Here is an 18221-nt window from a genome sequence, read left to right on the forward strand (position 1 = left end):
AATTCGCTATCGCTCGAAATAAATAACCAGGTAAATCATAGAGGTATGACCACCTCTGCATTCCTTACAAATAAAGGAAGCTTACATTTTAAGCAGCGTCTGAGCAGAAAACAGCCAGCCTAAATGCACCAGCAGTGTGCGTTTTATTGAAAACAAAGGTTAATAAAATGTTGCTGGATGCGTATAGACCATAGCGGCATAATGTCGCAGGCTAGCTTACAACGAGCAGCAACAAGGAAGTCATCAGCCAAGCTGCCCGTTAGTACTTAATGATTAGGTTCTAACTGCAACCGCTCTGCTAGCAACACCGCTTGGGTACGGCTATACACACCTAGCTTACGAAAAATCGCGGTGATATGCGCTTTCACAGTAGCTTCGGTAATATTCAGCTGATATGCAATTTGCTTGTTGAGTAAGCCTTCGTGTAGCAAAAACAGCACACGATATTGCTGGGGAGTTAAGTCAGCCACTTTCTTAGCTAACTCTTGATCTTCATCGGTAATAGAATCAAGACGACCGCGTACCTCGTTCGGTACCCAAGTATCGCCTTGTAAAATGGCATCAATGGCTTCCGCAATCTGCGCCGAGGGTAACGATTTCGGAATAAATCCAAGCGCACCAAAACCAATGCATTTAGCAATCACAGCAGCGTCTTCAGAGCCTGAAATGATCGCCACCGGTAACAACGGAAAGTCTTCTCGAATACGAATCAATCCATACAAGTCTCCGCTACCTGGCATGTGTAAATCCAGTAACAGCAGATCTAAGTCATCATCTTGTTGCAGCGCCGCTAAGGTCGCGTCTAAATCGCCGGCCTCTCGCAACTGTAACTCTGGATAATGATTGGCTAATGCCCCTTGTAATGCCTCCCGAAACAACGGGTGATCGTCCGCAATCAAAAATTTGGCCATACTAGCTTCCCGCGGCAATGCTAAGCCACCTAGCTACGGGAGTTAGGTGGCACATTGCATCGTTATTCGTTCATCCGGTACCGCTATAATTATTATTTATTCAAGCGGTTTTGAATTAACGAATCTACCACGCCAGGGTCAGCAAGGGTAGAGGTATCCCCCAAGTTTTCAAACTCATTGGCGGCAATCTTACGCAAAATACGCCGCATGATCTTACCTGAACGGGTCTTAGGTAAGTCTGCTGTCCAATGAATAAAGTCTGGCGTTGCAATTGGGCTAAGCTCTTTACGTACCCAGTCGCGTACCTCTTTGGTCAGCTCATCCGTTACCTCAGTACCAGCCATGGCCGACACATACACATAGATGCCCTGCCCTTTCACGTCGTGCGGATAACCCACCACAGCCGCTTCAGAAATCTTCGGATGCTCAACCAACACCGACTCAATTTCGGCGGTACCTAAACGGTGGCCGGATACGTTCAAGACATCATCAACTCGACCGGTGATCCAGAAGTAACCGTCTTCGTCACGACGCGCGCCGTCACCGGTAAAGTACATGTTCTTATAAGCTGAGAAATAAGTCTGTTCAAAGCGCTCGTGGTCACCCCACAAAGTACGGGCTTGGCCCGGCCATGAATCAAGAATAACCAAGTTACCCTCAACGGCGCCCTCTAGCACCTTACCATCAGCATCCACCAAGGATGGTTTCACGCCAAAGAACGGCCGTGTTGCTGAACCTGGTTTCAAATCAGTCGCACCTGGCAATGGCGTGATCATGATACCGCCCGTTTCAGTCTGCCACCAAGTATCAACAATCGGGCAGCGGCTATCGCCAATCACTTTGTAATACCACTCCCAGGCTTCTGGGTTAATGGGTTCACCCACTGAGCCCATGGTGCGCAATGATTTACGCGTTGAGGTTTCAGCCGCAGCAGTACCCTTCGCCATCAACGCACGGATCGCAGTAGGTGCAGTATATAAAATAGTCACACTATGTTTATCAATCACTTCGCCAATACGCCCCACGCCTGGGTAAGTTGGCAAACCTTCAAAGATTAAGGTGGTAGCACCGTTGGCTAAGGGTCCATAAACAATGTAGCTATGGCCCGTGATCCAGCCCACATCGGCCGCACACCAATAAACATCATCTTCATGATAGTCAAACACATACTGATGCGTCATCGACGCATAAACCATGTAGCCACCGGTGGTGTGTAACACCCCTTTAGGCTTACCCGTTGAACCTGAGGTATACAGAATAAACAGCGGGTCTTCAGCATTCATCACTTCTGGTTGGCACTCAGCCGGCACATCTTTCACCAGCTGGTCCCACGCCACATCGCGGTCATCGTGCCAGTCCACCTCACCATGGGTAACCTTGGCCACGACCACATGCTCTACCGTCGGGCACTTGCCATTACGCAACGCCTCATCAACGTTGGCTTTTAGTGGGGTCGCTTTGCCACCACGACGACCTTCGTCAGCAGTAACAATCACTTTTACGCCACAGTCGTTTACTCGGTCCGCAATCGCATTTGGCGAGAAGCCACCAAAAATAACCGTATGCACTGCACCAATACGGGCACACGCCAACATCGCATAGGCCGCTTCAGGCACCATCGGCATATAGATAGCTACCCGATCGCCTTTCGCTACACCTAATTTTTTCAAGCCATTGGCAAACCGCGATACTTCCGCGTGTAACTGCTTGTAGCTGATTTCATTACTAACGGACGGGTCATCGCCTTCCCAAATAATCGCGGTTTTGTCACCGCGCTCAGCTAAGTGGCGGTCGACACAGTTGTAACAGGCGTTCAAAGTACCATCTTCAAACCACTTTATGCTCACGTTGCCCGGTGCAAAACTGGTGTTTTTAACTTTGCTGTAAGGGCTAAACCAACTGATCCGTTGCCCCTGCTCACGCCAAAAACCCTCTGCATCATCAACACTTTGCTGATACATGGCGAGGTATTGGTCGTTATCAATCAGCGCCCGCGCTTTGGCATCCGCCGGCACTTTATATAAGTCATGTTGCATAAAACCTCCTTTCAACTGCGAAATCGTCACTGGCTATTGAACTGCGACATCGTCATTAGCTATTGGCTATTTGATATTGGTCCGCGATGGGCGTTCTCTAATAGCTAATATCTAATAGCTAATAGCTAATAGCGCTCTTGTTATTATGTTTTTCAATGCCCCTACCTTCATTTATTCGGGGCTGCGAAGCCATTAGACCATAGTCTAGATTGATAAATCACCCATCCTGCTATTGACTATAACTTAAGAGTGCCAGCGTCAAAGATTGCTGATATTAGCTTGATGTAACACAACAAATTAAAAGTGTAGCTGATATCTAATAGCCGACATCTCAATACGAACTTTATTTTAAGAACAACAAGGAGCACAGCAATGCTGCATAAAACTCTAACCAAATCGCTGATTGCCGGTGCAGTACTCAGCGGATTGGCATTCAATGCCCAAGCCGCAGAGGGCCCCGAATGGTCATTCGGTGGCTACGTAAAACTTGATGCCATGATATCTGATTATTCGGATGGTTCAGCCGGCTCTGGTAGCGACAAAAACATCGGTCGCCAGTTCTATATTCCTAGCCTAACCCCAGTAGGTGGTCGAGGTGACGATGCTGTCACCGACTTTCATGCGCGCCAATCACGCTTTTGGTTTGATGTGAAACAGGGCTTAGAAAACGGCGAAACCATCACCGGTCGTATTGAAATCGATTTTTTGACGGTGCCTAGTGGTGACGAGCGTATTTCTAACTCGTACGCGCCGCGTTTACGTCACGCTTTCTTGAAGTACAAGAACTGGACCATTGGCCACACCTGGTCCAACTTCCTAGATCTGAGCGTTTTTCCTGAATCCGTTGACTTTATCGGTGCTACCGACGGCATAGTGTTTATGCGCCAGCCACAAGTACGCTACACCCAAGGTAACCTGAGCTTCTCCCTAGAAAACCCAGAAACCACAGTTAGCCTTGTTTCTGGCACCGGGGCAGTATCACGCTTGGCCACCTCTGAAGGCATCATGCCAGACCTGACCATGAAGTACACCGGTAAAAGCGATAACTTCAGCTACAGCGTTGCTGGTTTAGTGCGTCAATTAGCACATGACATTGACGGTGACGGCGATGATGAAACCGTAGCTGGTTACGGTGTCACTTTTGGTGCTAAATACAGCCTCGGCAATGGTAACGACATTCGTGCCTCCTTTACTGCCGGCTCTGGCGTTGGTCGTTACATGGGTCTAAACACCTTCAACGGTGCTTACATTGCCAGCGATGGCAGCCTAGAAGCACTGGATGTAATGGGCGTAACCTTGGCCTATCGCCACAACTGGAACGAGAAAACCCGCTCTAACTTCGTCTTCAGCCGCGGCTGGGCCGATAATACCGATAATCTCGAAACCTCAAGTGCCACCGATTACACCCAACGTTTTGGCGTCAACGTCATGCACTCTGTTGACAAAAAACTCACCTTTGGTGCCGAAATCTCACGCGCCACTCGTGAAACAGCCAACAACCTTGATGGTGACCTAACCCGTCTCCAATTCATGGCCATGTATTCGTTCTAACAGCCCTTTAGAACTTCAAATCAAAAAAGGCAACGCATTATCGCGTTGCCTTTTTCTATTTCGTCACTTGACAACTCCAATGTTGATATATAGGCTAAAACCTATAAAACAAGGATGTTAATCATGTGGACAATACGAACTACGGATAGGTTTGATGCTTGGTTTGATGCATTAGATGATACAGACAAAGAAAACGTTATCGCTTCGTTGCTTCTATTGCAAAGTGAAGGACCTTTTCTGTCGAGACCTTATGCAGATACTTTATATGGTTCTGTTCACAGCAATCTTAAAGAATTACGAATTCAATCAAAAGGTAAGCCCATCAGGGTCTGTTTTGCATTTGATCTAAGCCGAACGGCGATTATCTTGTGTGCAGCGCATAAAAACCGCAACACTCGGCTTTTTTATCAAACGATGATCGCGACAGCAGACCAAGAGTTTACTCGACATTTAATCGCTATGGGGCAGAAAGACAATGGCTAGAACACTCGAGCAATTAATAGCCAACGAAAAACCAGAGCTCATTGCAAGAGCCAGCAAGAAGGCTGATGCTATGCTGCTAACTATTCGGCTAAGTGAGATCAGGAAGCTGGTTAATAAAACCCAAGTTGATCTAGCAAACTCTATGGGAATTAAACAACCCACGGTAGCAGGTATGGAAAAAACTGGAGCCGATATTAAGTTATCTAGCTTAAAAAAATATATCGAAGCTTGTGGTGCTCATTTAAAAGTGGATATTGAACTTCCTGACGGGAGCCATCACCAATTTAGCTTGTAAGCGATAAACTTCAAATCAAAAAAGGCAACGCCATTATCGCGTTGCCTTTTTATTTGTATCAACAAATAGGTGAATTACTTCAGCATCTCTTCTAATTCAGCTTTGGTTTTCTCAATCATAAATTGTTCAAACAAAGCCTGCTCAGAGGTTGGGTCTAATTGCATGCCACTCATGCCCACCATCTGGTTAAAGACTTCTTCTGGCTGTTCTAACGCAACCAACGCACACAGCTGTTTTTGGCCATCAATTTGCGCCAAAGTCACTTCTTTCGGAATCGCTCCCTCAAGTACTTCAGAGCTTAATTGGGTGCTAGCTTGCGCAAAACTACTGCTCACCATGGCGCTCACGCCCTCAATGGTTTTAGCGCTGACAGACTTATCTAACACCGCTGCGCGAGTGCGAATTTGTTGCGCCAAATCAGCACGTGCGGCCGCGATCACTTGGGCCCGGTCCACTTGCATCTGGCCACTCCACTGCACGCACTGAGAGCTCGCAAGAGCTCCTTCTACTTCCGGCAAAAACACCCAGCTAGGCGCATTATCCGTTTCGTTTTTAGTTACCTCGCGCATGGTTTGCGCGCCATCATTAGAACTACAAGCCGCTAAGGTGGCAGCTACAGCACCGGCTAACGCCAATTGTAAAACTTTAGAGTGTTTGTTCATGATTGTAATTCCTCTTTATAAAACTGCTGTCGCTGCACAACTTTGCGCAGATAATTCTTGGTTTCAGTAGCCGGCAAATGTTGCATCAAATGCTCATACACAGCTGCTGCGCTCATGCCATTAGCTCGCTGCGCCGCATCGCTCAGCGATTTCGTTTGGGCCATCGCCAAACTCACGTTACCTGGCCCCGTATTGTAGGCCGCAATCGCCAAATACATTCGGCTCACGGGATCTTCCACCTGCTTAAAGTACCTGTTACCAAGCAGATGCAAATACACGGTACCAGCCTGCACATTTTGCTCAGGGTCATACAAGTATTCCGCTGATAACACCCGTTGCTGCCCGGTTAAAAACTCAGTCACATCACGGCCCGCCGAGGTAGGCACAATTTGCATCAATCCAAAAGCAGGAATCGGCGACCGCGCCAACGGATTAAAACTCGACTCAGTGTGCATAATCGCCATCACCAATTCAACCGGCAAACCGCGTTGCATGGCATATTTTTCAGCAATCGGAAACATCCGTTGCGCCCGTTCACTGCTCACTTTCGTGGGCAATTGAATGGTCACCGAGGTGGTCTTGCCTTGGCGCTTTACTTGCGCGGGCTGCTGCTTCACCTCAGCCGCCGACACCCCGCCTAACAACGAACTTTGCTGCATCTGCTGGGAATTTTTAAGCTGAGCTAGATTCACCCCAGCATTCACATGAATGGGATCTTTAGCCACAGCTTCTGCTAACGAGGTTCCGGTCGCTTTGGCTAACACTTGTTCAGCCTCAGCGCGCACTGCTGCCTCAGATTTACCGGCCGTCTCAGAGGCTAAAAACTCCACCGTCACCGTGTCATTTTCATAATCGATGATGGTACGCTGGCTTTGGTCATCGGAGTAGCTCACCCACTTGGTTTTACCCGACACCATGCCATCGTTCCAGCGCTCTTTAAGCTGCTCTACGTAGTTCTTTTCGGCATCTTGCCAGCGTTTCACAAAAGCTCGAAATTCAGCTTCGCGCTGCTCCGAAAACTTCTCAAACTGGGCCTTATTTTGCTGCTTAAAGCGTTCAAAATCTGCTTGCTGGGCATGACCGTGCAACACCGCACCTGGCATCGCCACCGCCACTAATAAGGCCACCGCACTCATGCGTAAAGCACCAGTAGGTTTCATGCTAGTTGCCAAAGTAGCTGTTGAGGTCCATCGCTTGTTTCGCTTCATACGCGCGTAACTCCTGTTTGATTTGCGGCAGCAATTTTCTGCAGGCCACGCTACCACAGCTGTTAGCCAGCATCATGGCCGTTGCGATCTCGCCGCCTTGTAGCATCAACTCGGCCACCGCTAAGCGCGCATCATCCAATTGCAGCGCCGCTAAGTCTACGTTGGCTTTGGCATACGCCAACCCCTGTTGCGCAGGCGCCAATTTAGCAATCAGAGCAGCTCCATCAGCAGCAGTCGCACCATGGCTTAAGGCAACCTGTAACAACTGTTTTAACTGCTCTGGGGTTAACTCAGGGTATTGCGCCCAAGCAGCACGTACCGCCGTAGCGGCAATACTCAAAGGCATATCAGTAATACTCACCATGCCCGTACAAACATGCGCATCGGCGTTGCTACTCAGCTTAAAGTTAGTCACCTCAGCTTCAACGTAACCCACCTGCTCGTCTATCGCAAAACCGACCTGCTCCGCCAAACGAGCTCTCACCTGCGCCATGTCCTCAGCTTGCATGGCGGTGGTACAAGCATTGCGCAGCATGCCATCGGGCATATTCTTACTTTTTAGGATCTCACCTTGGCGTTGCTGCGCCGGCTCGTTCATACCAGCCGCCATCGCCGTAAAGCTAGCTAGGCTAAGCCCAGCTAGCAGCGCTAACACACCAACTTTATGAGCTGCGGCTAGCATTACAAGTTATCTTCATCGCTAACTTTGCCAGACGCGCCTTGTGAGTTCTTGGCACGCTCGTTCAATCCGCCACGGGCATTAGACTTGCCTTGCCCTGGTGCATCAGTGGCGTTCTGCCGCGCCGTAGCTTCTAATGAGGGTGCATACACAGCCACCGTGTACTGCCAAAAGCCATCTTCAGAGACAAACGAACGCAAACCTACTCCCGGCGGTAACTGGCCTTTGGTCAAAGTACCGTAGTCATCGCTTTGCTGCATTTGGTTTAAGAAAGTCACTTTATCTTGCTCTAAGCGAGTAACATTCTCAGGATCAGCCAACACCGGATCATCGTAAGTAAATTGCTCAGTGCTCTCTACTTGGCTTTCATCAAAGCTACCACGCCAGTACACTTCTTCGCCTTGCATGGTACTTAACAAGGCAGCGCGCGCCCGCGTTTGCGACTGACGCAAGGCCGCATCGGCTAAACGCGAAGCCAGCCGTGGGTTGCTATTCTGGCGAATAATTGACGAACCAAAGCCCATCACAATCACTTCGCCGGTATTGGCATGAGTTAATACCTTAGCGCCCATCGGCGGCATCACCCCATCTTGAATGTCGCTTACCACTTGCTTGAACACTTCGTTCGGGTCGGTCACCACATTCAACGCACCCACGTTGTCACGAATAATCGAACGGGTTTTTGGAGTTGAAATCACACTCACCCGTACCCGCTTGGTGTCCACGTCATCAAACACATCGTAAGTAACGTAACCTGCCACCGAGCCGTTCACCGACTCGCTACAAGCTTCTTCTGAACTCACAGATTCGTTACCCATACCATCGGTACCGCTGTCAATAAAGTCCATGCTCATGCTCACGAGGTTACTACAAACCACGTTCACACCTTTCTGGTGCTCTACTAAGCCTTTTTTAGCCACCAAAAACGCTTGGTTGTAGGCGGCACGCTTGCTCAATAGGCTCGCATTTGGGTTATCAAACAACTGATAACTTGCCGAACCTGTAGATAACACCCCAATCCCGCTTCCTACCGCGATGGTCATCACGCCATCTTGGGTGTTTTCCATCAGATTTTGGTGCGCCACGGTCACCGCTGTGGCTTCATCGTTGGCCACCACCACATTGTCTTTAACTTCATAGTCACCGCTGGTAGGCGCTGCTTGGCCTGGCCGCGCTGGCATCATGTCGGTTAAATCAAAATCTTGCGCCATGGTAGCTGCTGAGCTCAAACCCATCACACTGCTAATAACCACCGCAATCAACGAATGTTTCATAATTTGTCCTTAACTTACCTAAACTTATAGAAATTTAATTTTATAGGCGTTATCAATTCGCGCCTGCGGTAACGGTGCTGCTAATAACGGCGGCAGTACTTGGCTCAATACCGAGGCCAACTCCGCTGCGCTGCCGTTATAGCGCAACTGCGCCGTAACTAACTGCTCATTGCCACCTACCTGCACATCGCGCACACCGCCGATGGTCTGCAACACGCCAGGTAACTCTGCGGTACTACTCAAATAGCGCCGAGCAATGGCGATTTCATGAATCAGTCCGCCCTGCGCTACCATCTGGGTAAAAGCCTCATACAACGCGTTGGCTAAGGCCGCGCGCTGTTGCTCATGGCTTAAATGAACATCCAGTAAATCGCGATGAATACCTGTTTTGTTAGGCAGCGCTAATAATGCCGGGTTATTGTTCCACTGGCCATAAAGATTGCCGGCGGCATCTTCTACCTGCACACCTAAATGCAGCCGCGCACTATTGCCACTCACACGCACATCGGCATTGGCATTCACCAATAAACTGGCATTCTCACTTACTTCAATACCTTGCTGATTCAGCCACAAGCGCAAATGATCAGCCAGCGGTTGCGGTGCCATCACCCGTACCCGTGGCGAGCCAATCGCGGTCAGAATATCTTGCGCCGCTTGCGCTAGCTCTTGCTTTTCAACCACAGCTTCTAAGGTTAACTTAACGCCGCCATCACTCAGCATCTGGGTATCCAATAACTGCCAACGTTTTACCAAGCCATTGCTGCGAGTATGCAACTGTTGCGCCACCACATCCTTAAGGCTTTCGTTCACTTCGTCATTGGTTTGTTCAATCGACGAGTTAGAGTACTGGCTGTAGTTTTGCTGCAACCACACCCCAACCACTTGCGATACCGCCCGACGCAAGCCATCCACTTCCGCCACTTGTTGCGCGCTTAAGCCCTTGGCTTTATTCGGCCAACCTTCGCCGTTCACCACCACCGCAACTTCACGGCTGGCATCATCCCATACGATATCGCCATCCAAGGCATCAGCGCCACCGACATCCGTGCCTCGCACCAGCGTCATGCTGACGCACGTATCTGAACCTTGCAGCCAGGGTTGGCCACTTTGCACAAATAAATTAGCGACCGTGATGCCACTTTGGCTGGCCTCTTGCAAGCTCTGTACCCACTGCGTCGCTTCAGCGGCACTGGTGGTAGTTAGCGAGTCAGCTACCTCATTTAATTGCAGCAGTGCAGGCCCTTTCACAAAGGCCGCTAATTCTGCCGCTGCCTGCGCTTCAGCTTGTGCAATGGCTGCTGCACCGCGCCCATAGGCACAAGCCTGCACGGTAATATCGGCATTACTATTAAAACTAATCGAGCTGGCGTGTGCTGCCGGGGCCGCCCCAAACGCAAGCGCTACCAGCCCCGAAAGCATCGCCACTGCTGGTAATTTAGCAGTATAGTTGCGTGCTTTTATCATGTTCTATTCTCCAAGAACCCCGCTGGAGTTCCGACACTGATGGCGAAAATCTTAACGCCATTGCTTGGACGATAAATACCATTGCTGGCTGAACGTTCAATCTGATCGGCCAAGCGCGAATTTTTCCAACGCACGATCGTACCGTTGGCGCTATTAATCGACGGCTGCACTCGAGCAACCCCAATCGGCTCCACAAAACCAGCTTCGTATTGAAACACAATCATGGTTTCGTTAGGTAACACCCCAGCATTTTGGCCACGATCTAAGCTAATTTGGTCGCCTTTAATACCTAACACCTGCGCCGATGCAGGAATTTCTGACAGCATCCGCGTCAGCAAAATATCGATCCCGCGAGACGCCATATCATTGATCACTGCGTTTACATGAGCGCTGTCGTTATACCGGAAGCCCGAAACGTAACGGTTATTGGCCATGATAAACTTCAGCTCGCTACGGTCGCGCACTTCTTCTGATTTCACCCGCACTTTACCTAGGTTGGGATACGACATAATTTCACGGGTACGCGGATTGATGGTAGCCGCAGTAAGCTCCAAGGTGTAATCCATCCAGCCGGTAATCGAACCTTCGTTCTTAACCGTGCGTAAAGTATCAATTTTCACCACGTAATCAGGCAGTAACGGGCCTGAACCACTAAAGTATTCCGCCGCTTTTGCTGCGCCCTGCTGCTCTAACACTGTGGCGCTTTCAGCATCAATCACCGCATCATCACGGGTTACAATCCGGTAGCGGTTAATGCCACTGAATTGGTTTTCTAGCATAAACAGCAACTGGGTATCGTCGTAGGCCCGCAGAGCATCAACGCCTTGGCCTTCGCCACCCACGTCCGTGCCAGAAAAATACATGCGTACAATCGGTTTCTTCAACGGGCACGCAGAATGTTCGTTATCCACATCAAAGGTACAGTTCTCTAGCCCTTGCGTATTAAAAAATGCTGGTACCGAAATATCGCTATCATTGAATTGTTCAGGTGCCTTGGCAACATTTACTCCAGATGACCGATTCGACACCTTGGTGCTTTGCGTTTGGCTAGGTGCGGTAGATTGGCACGCCACCAACACACTCAAGGCGATAGCTGATACGGCTAATTTGGCAAACTTCATATTTGTTGTCCTTTACTATAAAAATAACCATGCCCGCAGGGGCTGTTCTAATTGTTGTTGCATGCTGCGCAGCGCAGCTTGCTCAGCGGCACTGGCACTAGCCCCTTCACCGATACTACGCAACTGTTGTTGCTGATACACGGTAAAAGGCGCGGTAGGGCTGGTTAACTGCACCTGCACCACGCGCTGTTCTATAAACTTACCTTGTTTTTGGCCGCGCTTACGCTGTTCCGTTAACCGTAACCAGAGTACGCTGTCGGTAGCTGCTGGTAATTGCGTCGATAAGGCCCCTACCAATGGCTGCAGTTCATAATTGGCAACCACCCGTACGCCCATATTCTGCCACACTTGCTGCACCTCGCGCTGCAATTGTTCTAAATGCATCCGCGCCATCGGTTGGCCACCGCCTAGTGCTGCCATGGCGCGCTCTAAGCGCAAGCCATCGTCGATACTCTGCCGATACTGTAAACTCCACAATAACTGTTGTGCTCGCCCTTGCTCGCTGGCGTCATCCATAAATGGAAAATTCAACGCCTCTAAGGGCCGCAAACGGTCATGCAAACCCGCAACAATCGCGGCCTTAGGCACCGCCAACAACACTGCAACTTGGCTGCCATCAGCATTTTCTAACAAGGCACTTTGCTGCTCTTCTACTTGCTCTAATTGCAAACCCAGCGCCTCTAACAGCGTCACTTGGCTAAAATCATCCTGAATTTCAGTAGCACCTGCGCTACGTTTACGCGCCAACACACTGCGCTGTAAGGTATTCACATCAGCCGATACTTGCAGGCTAATTTCAGCCAGCGCATGCTGCCGTGCCGTCGCCTTAGAAACGCCAAAACCCACTGCATACAAGTGGGTTGAGGGATAATCCGAGACCGGAGCAAACACCCAATCCGGCCAGTCGGCCTCCGTTGGGGTAGGCGGCTGCTGCGTCGCCGATTGCGTTGCCGACTGCGCTGGCGACTGTTGCGCCGCCGCGCTGGGCAGCGCTAGTAGCAGCCCCAACAGCATCGCCATCTTACCTGTGTGCATCCAAAATGTGTGCATCAATTCAGTTCCGTTCCTAAATGATAAAACTCGTTATCTTTACTCATCCCATCGTGCAGGTTGTTCTCAACTTGCTGCCGCATCAACAGAGCCGCTTCTAATCCATCTAACAGCTGTAGCTGTGAATCAGCGTCGTGTAAAAGCTGACCAGTAAGGTCATAAACATCGTTCAAATACATGAATCCCACATACAGATTATTTTCGGGGGTCTGGGGTACTGGCTTCGGGTAAGCTATAACACCCATGGATTTTGCTATCTCTGTCCCCAGCTCCACCAACGCCTCCTGAGCCTCAGCCCCTAAGGCTTCATGACTTTCATAAACCAGTCGATGATCTGCACGAAGCTGGGCCAGGCGCGCTGTGAAGCTCGACTGTGCCTTTAACTCCGTCACCAACGCATCCACTTCAGCCGGGCTTAATGCCTCCAACCGCTGTTGCAGCGATGCCTCGGTTTCATCGAGCTGCTGCCACTCATGTAGCAACAAATAAAGCTGCGGATATTGCAATAACCATTGGCGATACTGGTTTAGCCAGAGCTCGGTTTGCTCAACTACAACCACCATCGAGTTATTGAGCTCACCTAATTTGCCATCTTGGGCTAAGGGCACCGCCCGCTGAGCTGCCAACTCTTGCTGCAGCTCAACCATAGAATCTTTGCCACTCGCTATCAGCCGTTCTGCGCGCTGCTGCGGTGTCGGAGATAACGTACAACCTGCCAGGGCTACAGCCACAACAATGAGCAGGATTGATCTTGATTTTTTTAGCATGAATGCCATAAAGGTCTCAACTGCAACAGTAGGCACTGGCCTTATCAGCCAGTGCCTTACTTAATAGCTTATTTAGCTTCTAATTCAGCTTGCAAAGCATCAATCGCCAACATGGTATCTTGGTCAATCGAAATAAGGTCGCTTGCTTGAGTCGCCAAATCGATTTGATCCATAGCCCGAGTCATGGCCAGGCCAATGTTATTATTCACTGTTTGCTCTTCACCGCTGCCAAATATCACATATGCTTGAGCAATTGCGATAGCTTTGGCAATTTCAGTACCGTATTGACTCATTAGGTAAGTACCTTGAGCACCTTGAATCAAAATCTCTTCAAATAATTCTTGGTTAGCTGCAGAAACTTCTGCGATCGCGCCACGATAAGCATCGATCTTCGGACCAATTTTTTCTGCTTCAGTGGTTGCGCCTAAATCAAATTCCATAATAGCTGCTTTCAACTGCTCTGGCGTTGCTTCACGCTGCGCATACAAGAACGCCTGCACATCAGCATGGTTTTCTGCTTGGGTGCGATATAAGCCCATCACTTTCTTCTGACGCTCAGTGATATCTACTACGATATTTAAGAAGTCTTGAATACCAGGGAATGCGGTGATGCGTTCGTAGCCCAGCTCATCCATTTGTTCAGTTAATTCGGCAATCGCAAGATTACGATCTAACTTGGCTGCATCGCTGGTAGTAGCGCCACAACCGGCAAGCGTTAACATTGAAGCCAACAAAGCAGGAATGATTAATTTTTTCATAATAAGAGTCTCTCCGTAAGCTCCAACGAGCTTTCCATACGTTCCCCCAACCTAGCCTGTATACCAATAACTAACTAAGCTGAGAGAGGTCCAAGGCAAATTGTTATATAATTGTATACTTTGCCACTAGCGTTAAGGTAAATAATTTGTAAACGCATTGCAACAAAAAAATCTGAAATAGCTAAAAAAGTATTTAGCTGCTATTGAATGGTGCTTCTATTACAGGCATAGTAGCCCATAGCTACGCAATCTTTACGAAAGATTAACAGAGTAATAGCCGTTTTACAGGACGAAACTGCTGATGAAATATGTCAAAAAGCTAACAAAAATCGCACTTGGTAGCCTAACCTTAAGCGCAGTGGGCCTCTGCTCTAGCGTGAGTTTAGCTACCCCTGTTCAAGAATTACGACTGGCACAAGAAGCCTTCACTGAGTCGTACGCCTCCAACGTACCAGTAAGTGGGCGTATCTTAGTTGGGGTGGTGTATGCTTCTCCCAACCTTAGCGGAAACCTTGCCGTACGAGTGCCAAAAGTTGATTTAGATCAACCTATTTGTTTAAAGGTGCATTCGCGCGATGGTAGCTACAGCTCAGAAAATGAATACCGCATGGCCGCCGCCGCAGAGGCTGAGTTATATTCAGTAGAATATCCTAGTAAGCATACAGATGTGTTAGATAAGCTCTCAGCTGACGAGATGGCTATGGTCGCCGTACCCGGCTCTTGTGAGCAGAGTAACAGCATTCAACAAGTGTATTTAAGCTATCGCGGCGAAGAGCCAGGCGGCAAAGTATACGTATTCGCTAACTCAGGGCGTAGCGATGTGTTCATGCAACTGCAGCTCGACTCTGGCAACCAAAATCACCGCTGCCAAGCTATCAAGCAAGGCGTCCGCACCGGCTACGATACCCTGTGTGAAATCGACCCAGCATTACTGCGCGATGGCAGCAACGCCATCACCCTCGTCCGCCGCCAAGCCGGCCGCATGCTCCCCCCAGTCAAATTCGAATTAGTGTATTGATAACGGCAAAGGCGCCGTTAGCTATTAGATATTAGATATTCGAGCCGATGCTCCGCAATCAACTAATATTTAATATCTAATAGCTAATAACGTCTTCGCATTTAATAAGAAGAGATACTTATGTCCGTATTGAAAAATAGCGCGATGCGCATGTTTATGGTAACGCGGGTGAAGAACCTGCGCGGTCGCGGCTGGACTCGTAAAAGCGTGATTTTTTTGATTTTGTCGGGGATGGTAGCAGCGCTTGCGTACGTGCTTTTTGCCGATCGGGTCAACATCTACACGGTAAGCGCGAGAACGGACGTGATGAGCATTGTGACCGCCGACAGCACCATCAATCAGTGGCGTATCCCAAATGATGCGACTGTACTTAGCGGTATCACCGGCGAGGCACTGATGGACCCCGAGCAAAATCCAGCAGAACAAATGGAGCTGGTTGACTACAAAACTGGCGAGAATTTTATCATTGTTAATCCAGGTATTCAGGTTACCTTTTTTGTTAATCATGCTAATAGCGAGTTTGTCATTACCCTCGAACATCCAGACTTTGCTAACGGTTCAGTCGGCTACTTAGAACGTGACCTTGGCCGCCAAGAATTGGGTTCGTACGTGGATGTGATCATGGATCAATCACGCCAACTGCTCTTCCCTTTTATGGGAGAAGTGGTGATAGGTGACGACGTGAGTACTTCGGTAGCAGCAACGTTACTCAGTGGCAATATTCGTATCATCGAGCAGGAACTGTTTGGCGACGTACGTTACGTATCGGGCGAGTTTGAGTTAGACCAAGGCGACCGCGTGACGCTACACAACGATATTGAGCGCAACACCAACGCCGTGCTTCGTGGTTTTGTGCGCTATGAACCCGATGACAGCATGTATATCACCACCCATGGTGAGACCACGGTCGCACGGGTAGAGCGCCTTGGCAGCGCCGGCTACGATGCTAAAACCTCGCTATGGAAGCGCTTCGGTAACGATCCTGTGGTGATGGCGCTTACCAGTTTGTACGCGATTATCTTCCTCATGCTTGAGTTTACCGTGATGCTACGAAGCTTATTTGCTCCGAAAAAAGAACAAATCAAAGCAGAAGAAGTGGTGGTGAATCGCTAACAGCTGCACGTATAAAAACAATAGGTGATATCCGAATCATGGCTAAGTTACGACCTACAGCGGCAATCAAGCCGCTGCTAGCCGCCTCGGTGGGGCTAAGCATCGCCACCGCAGCTATTGCCCAACCAGCAGGGGCACAAAACACGCCCATTACTCCGGTATTTGTTGAGGCCGGCGAGATCGGCCAAGGCTTTTTGCTCAAACGCCTAGACAGCTGTTACCTGATCACCCCCGAGCACGTTGTCAAAGACAACTTTTTTGCCAACCTCACCGCCGCCAATGCTGCGCGCAGCAAAGGTGAAGCCGTTGCCATTCAAAACTTCGGTTACGACCTATCGATTATGGGCGTGAGTGGCCCTGCTGCTGAGGGCTGTGGCGCTAGCTTTAACGAGCTCACCAGCACCAGTGCTGATGTCCTCAAACAATTGCAAAGTGCTAGCCAACTCAGTGTTAGCACCGTTAGCGCCGATGGCGCTCGCACCTTAACCCCAGTAAGCATCAGCAGCGTTGATTTGTTGCGCCTTTACGTACAACCCATCGATGCTATCAACACACCTTTGTATCAAGGCATGAGCGGCAGTACCGTTTATGTCGGCCAAACGCCTGTGGGGATGTTGCAATCAGTGGATGCAGATAGCGGCCAAGGCTTGGTGTTGCGCATCGACCGTTTACTAGAAACCATCGGCCCTTTTTTCAATGATGGCTTGGTCGCAGATCTTGCCAATAATACCGGTCTGAATGCTCTACAACAAAGCGTGACGCTAAGTGCCTGGAGCCATGCGCCCAGCGCCGGTAGCAATAGTAATCTGCTCACCGATGGTGATACCGCCACCCATTGGAGCTATCAGCCGCAACAAGGGCCGAACTATAACAAGCTCGGTAACTATCAAGCACATAATCCTGTGCGGCTCACGTTTAGCCTAGGTGATAACTTACAACAGCTTAATAGCATTACCTTGGCTAACCATAGCAAGCAGCGTAGCAGCTTTATCCGTGATTTTGAGATCCTCGCCAACCGTTCCGAGCGCAGCGCGCAAGGCTGGGTGCCTGTGTATAGCGGAACTTGGATGCTCGGCCAAGAGCAAAAGGAGATCGATCTAAGCAAGGCCAACGTCGCAGCTCGCCAATTTATGCTGGTGGTGCATTCTCATTGGCAAGCTGACGCGGAACAGATCGTGATTTCAGAGGTTAAAACAAGTCAATCGTTGCTGGCAGAGTAACTCCTGCACAAGTCACACTGCCACTTAACTCACTCACGTCGTTAAGCTCAAATTTAGCGCTGCAGGCGTTTTGCGATAGGCTAACCTGCAGCCCAGCTACTTCACCATAACCATTGTGGCTACCGCCGAAGTTACGCACCTCAAAGCGGCCATTCACCTCGTTATAACTGCGCACGGTTACGTTCATCACGCCACCTAAACTGCGCCGCAATTGCTCGGCTTTTCCGCCATCACCTTCGTTTAAGGTGATCTGCAACGTCTGTACTTCGTTAAATCTATGGCTCAAAGTAATAGCGCGCGCCACATCGTCGGCACTACCAAAGCCGACCGCATAGGCCATTTCACGTAGCGCCGTATTCTCCGATTGCAACAACTTATTCAGTGCACTACTACGCACGTTGGCATCGGCATGACTCAATAGCTGCCGCGCCTGCGCTAACTGATTGACATCAGCCTGAATTTGCTGCACGTTAAGCTGGTTCGCCACCACGGGTGCCGCGCTGGCAGCGGTCGTTCCTGCCACCAACAAGAGCATAGCCGTAGCCATGTGGGTGATACCGCGCGCCGACCCAATAACCAACCTTTTATCATCCTGTAACATGCTTACGTCC

18 protein-coding genes are annotated in these 18221 nt (G+C 49.6%); 6 read left to right on the forward strand and 12 right to left on the reverse strand.

Annotated features, from left to right (window positions below; translation table 11 throughout):
* Positions 1-266: 266 nt before the first annotated feature.
* Both NOG12_RS04685 and acs read right to left on the reverse strand, forming a co-directional pair.
* Entirely contained in the window at positions 267-911 is a 645-nt protein-coding gene (locus NOG12_RS04685) for a response regulator transcription factor (protein WP_110076068.1), read from the reverse strand.
* 92 nt (positions 912-1003) lie between these two features.
* Complete coding sequence (acs, locus tag NOG12_RS04690) at positions 1004-2947, reverse strand: acetate--CoA ligase (protein WP_313932543.1); 1944 nt, start codon at positions 2945-2947, stop codon at positions 1004-1006.
* A gap of 372 nt (positions 2948-3319) precedes the next feature.
* Between acs and NOG12_RS04695 the strand changes: the two genes are divergently transcribed.
* The 3 genes from NOG12_RS04695 to NOG12_RS04705 all read left to right on the forward strand — a co-directional run bounded on the left by NOG12_RS04695 (position 3320) and on the right by NOG12_RS04705 (position 5276).
* Entirely contained in the window at positions 3320-4498 is a 1179-nt protein-coding gene (locus NOG12_RS04695) for a DcaP family trimeric outer membrane transporter (protein ID WP_153825961.1), read from the forward strand.
* A gap of 123 nt (positions 4499-4621) precedes the next feature.
* Positions 4622-4981, forward strand: a complete 360-nt coding sequence (locus NOG12_RS04700) for a type II toxin-antitoxin system RelE/ParE family toxin (protein ID WP_110076065.1) — start codon at positions 4622-4624, stop codon at positions 4979-4981.
* Positions 4974-5276 carry a helix-turn-helix domain-containing protein gene (locus tag NOG12_RS04705; RefSeq protein ID WP_110076064.1) on the forward strand — a complete coding sequence of 101 codons (303 nt, stop codon included), beginning with the start codon at positions 4974-4976 and terminating at the stop codon, positions 5274-5276. The genes NOG12_RS04700 and NOG12_RS04705 overlap by 8 nt, the downstream gene beginning before the upstream one ends.
* Positions 5277-5350: 74 nt before the next feature.
* Here the strand turns inward: NOG12_RS04705 and NOG12_RS04710 are convergent, their stop codons facing one another.
* The 9 genes from NOG12_RS04710 to NOG12_RS04750 are packed head-to-tail and all read right to left on the reverse strand — an operon-like array spanning position 5351 to position 14259.
* Positions 5351-5938 (reverse strand): hypothetical protein, encoded by a 588-nt coding sequence (locus tag NOG12_RS04710; protein WP_110076063.1) that lies wholly within the window; start codon positions 5936-5938, stop codon positions 5351-5353.
* Positions 5935-7146, reverse strand: coding sequence for a transglycosylase SLT domain-containing protein (locus tag NOG12_RS04715; RefSeq protein WP_313932544.1), 1212 nt, complete (start codon positions 7144-7146; stop codon positions 5935-5937). The genes NOG12_RS04710 and NOG12_RS04715 overlap by 4 nt, the downstream gene beginning before the upstream one ends.
* Complete coding sequence (locus NOG12_RS04720) at positions 7100-7828, reverse strand: hypothetical protein (protein ID WP_313932545.1); 729 nt, start codon at positions 7826-7828, stop codon at positions 7100-7102. The genes NOG12_RS04715 and NOG12_RS04720 overlap by 47 nt, the downstream gene beginning before the upstream one ends.
* Positions 7828-9099, reverse strand: a complete 1272-nt coding sequence (locus tag NOG12_RS04725) for a hypothetical protein (RefSeq protein WP_313932546.1) — start codon at positions 9097-9099, stop codon at positions 7828-7830. The genes NOG12_RS04720 and NOG12_RS04725 overlap by 1 nt, the downstream gene beginning before the upstream one ends.
* Positions 9100-9123: 24 nt before the next feature.
* Entirely contained in the window at positions 9124-10563 is a 1440-nt protein-coding gene (locus tag NOG12_RS04730) for a hypothetical protein (RefSeq protein WP_313932547.1), read from the reverse strand.
* On the reverse strand, positions 10560-11684 hold the full coding sequence (locus NOG12_RS04735; RefSeq protein WP_313932548.1) for a hypothetical protein: 1125 nt from the start codon (positions 11682-11684) through the stop codon (positions 10560-10562). The genes NOG12_RS04730 and NOG12_RS04735 overlap by 4 nt, the downstream gene beginning before the upstream one ends.
* Before the next feature lie 15 nt (positions 11685-11699).
* Positions 11700-12734, reverse strand: a complete 1035-nt coding sequence (locus tag NOG12_RS04740; protein WP_313932549.1) for a hypothetical protein — start codon at positions 12732-12734, stop codon at positions 11700-11702.
* Positions 12734-13510, reverse strand: coding sequence for a hypothetical protein (locus NOG12_RS04745; RefSeq protein WP_313932550.1), 777 nt, complete (start codon positions 13508-13510; stop codon positions 12734-12736). The genes NOG12_RS04740 and NOG12_RS04745 overlap by 1 nt, the downstream gene beginning before the upstream one ends.
* Before the next feature lie 59 nt (positions 13511-13569).
* Positions 13570-14259 (reverse strand): hypothetical protein, encoded by a 690-nt coding sequence (locus NOG12_RS04750; protein WP_153825969.1) that lies wholly within the window; start codon positions 14257-14259, stop codon positions 13570-13572.
* Between the two features lie 301 nt (positions 14260-14560).
* Between NOG12_RS04750 and NOG12_RS04755 the strand changes: the two genes are divergently transcribed.
* The 3 genes from NOG12_RS04755 to NOG12_RS04765 all read left to right on the forward strand — a co-directional run bounded on the left by NOG12_RS04755 (position 14561) and on the right by NOG12_RS04765 (position 17610).
* Positions 14561-15277 (forward strand): hypothetical protein, encoded by a 717-nt coding sequence (locus tag NOG12_RS04755; protein ID WP_313932551.1) that lies wholly within the window; start codon positions 14561-14563, stop codon positions 15275-15277.
* Positions 15278-15397: 120 nt separating this feature from the next.
* Entirely contained in the window at positions 15398-16390 is a 993-nt protein-coding gene (locus tag NOG12_RS04760) for a hypothetical protein (protein WP_313932552.1), read from the forward strand.
* 38 nt (positions 16391-16428) lie between these two features.
* Positions 16429-17610, forward strand: coding sequence for a hypothetical protein (locus NOG12_RS04765; protein WP_313932553.1), 1182 nt, complete (start codon positions 16429-16431; stop codon positions 17608-17610).
* Here the strand turns inward: NOG12_RS04765 and NOG12_RS04770 are convergent.
* Positions 17579-18211, reverse strand: a complete 633-nt coding sequence (locus NOG12_RS04770) for a hypothetical protein (protein ID WP_313932554.1) — start codon at positions 18209-18211, stop codon at positions 17579-17581. The genes NOG12_RS04765 and NOG12_RS04770 overlap by 32 nt on opposite strands.
* Between the last annotated feature and the right edge of the window lie 10 nt (positions 18212-18221).

It is taken from the genome of Pseudidiomarina fusca (assembly GCF_032227045.1).
Classification (GTDB): domain Bacteria; phylum Pseudomonadota; class Gammaproteobacteria; order Enterobacterales; family Alteromonadaceae; genus Pseudidiomarina; species Pseudidiomarina fusca.

What these genes read in the sequence shown, in the direction of transcription:
- NOG12_RS04685 (WP_110076068.1), bottom strand. Translation starts at nt 911, where the DNA reads ATGGCCAAATTTTTGATTGCGGACGATCACCCGTTGTTTCGGGAGGCA.
- acs (WP_313932543.1), bottom strand. Translation starts at nt 2,947, where the DNA reads ATGCAACATGACTTATATAAAGTGCCGGCGGATGCCAAAGCGCGGGCG.
- NOG12_RS04695 (WP_153825961.1), top strand. Translation starts at nt 3,320, where the DNA reads ATGCTGCATAAAACTCTAACCAAATCGCTGATTGCCGGTGCAGTACTC.
- NOG12_RS04700 (WP_110076065.1), top strand. Translation starts at nt 4,622, where the DNA reads ATGTGGACAATACGAACTACGGATAGGTTTGATGCTTGGTTTGATGCA.
- NOG12_RS04705 (WP_110076064.1), top strand. Translation starts at nt 4,974, where the DNA reads ATGGCTAGAACACTCGAGCAATTAATAGCCAACGAAAAACCAGAGCTC.
- NOG12_RS04710 (WP_110076063.1), bottom strand. Translation starts at nt 5,938, where the DNA reads ATGAACAAACACTCTAAAGTTTTACAATTGGCGTTAGCCGGTGCTGTA.
- NOG12_RS04715 (WP_313932544.1), bottom strand. Translation starts at nt 7,146, where the DNA reads ATGAAGCGAAACAAGCGATGGACCTCAACAGCTACTTTGGCAACTAGC.
- NOG12_RS04720 (WP_313932545.1), bottom strand. Translation starts at nt 7,828, where the DNA reads ATGCTAGCCGCAGCTCATAAAGTTGGTGTGTTAGCGCTGCTAGCTGGG.
- NOG12_RS04725 (WP_313932546.1), bottom strand. Translation starts at nt 9,099, where the DNA reads ATGAAACATTCGTTGATTGCGGTGGTTATTAGCAGTGTGATGGGTTTG.
- NOG12_RS04730 (WP_313932547.1), bottom strand. Translation starts at nt 10,563, where the DNA reads ATGATAAAAGCACGCAACTATACTGCTAAATTACCAGCAGTGGCGATG.
- NOG12_RS04735 (WP_313932548.1), bottom strand. Translation starts at nt 11,684, where the DNA reads ATGAAGTTTGCCAAATTAGCCGTATCAGCTATCGCCTTGAGTGTGTTG.
- NOG12_RS04740 (WP_313932549.1), bottom strand. Translation starts at nt 12,734, where the DNA reads ATGCACACATTTTGGATGCACACAGGTAAGATGGCGATGCTGTTGGGG.
- NOG12_RS04745 (WP_313932550.1), bottom strand. Translation starts at nt 13,510, where the DNA reads ATGGCATTCATGCTAAAAAAATCAAGATCAATCCTGCTCATTGTTGTG.
- NOG12_RS04750 (WP_153825969.1), bottom strand. Translation starts at nt 14,259, where the DNA reads ATGAAAAAATTAATCATTCCTGCTTTGTTGGCTTCAATGTTAACGCTT.
- NOG12_RS04755 (WP_313932551.1), top strand. Translation starts at nt 14,561, where the DNA reads ATGAAATATGTCAAAAAGCTAACAAAAATCGCACTTGGTAGCCTAACC.
- NOG12_RS04760 (WP_313932552.1), top strand. Translation starts at nt 15,398, where the DNA reads ATGTCCGTATTGAAAAATAGCGCGATGCGCATGTTTATGGTAACGCGG.
- NOG12_RS04765 (WP_313932553.1), top strand. Translation starts at nt 16,429, where the DNA reads ATGGCTAAGTTACGACCTACAGCGGCAATCAAGCCGCTGCTAGCCGCC.
- NOG12_RS04770 (WP_313932554.1), bottom strand. Translation starts at nt 18,211, where the DNA reads ATGTTACAGGATGATAAAAGGTTGGTTATTGGGTCGGCGCGCGGTATC.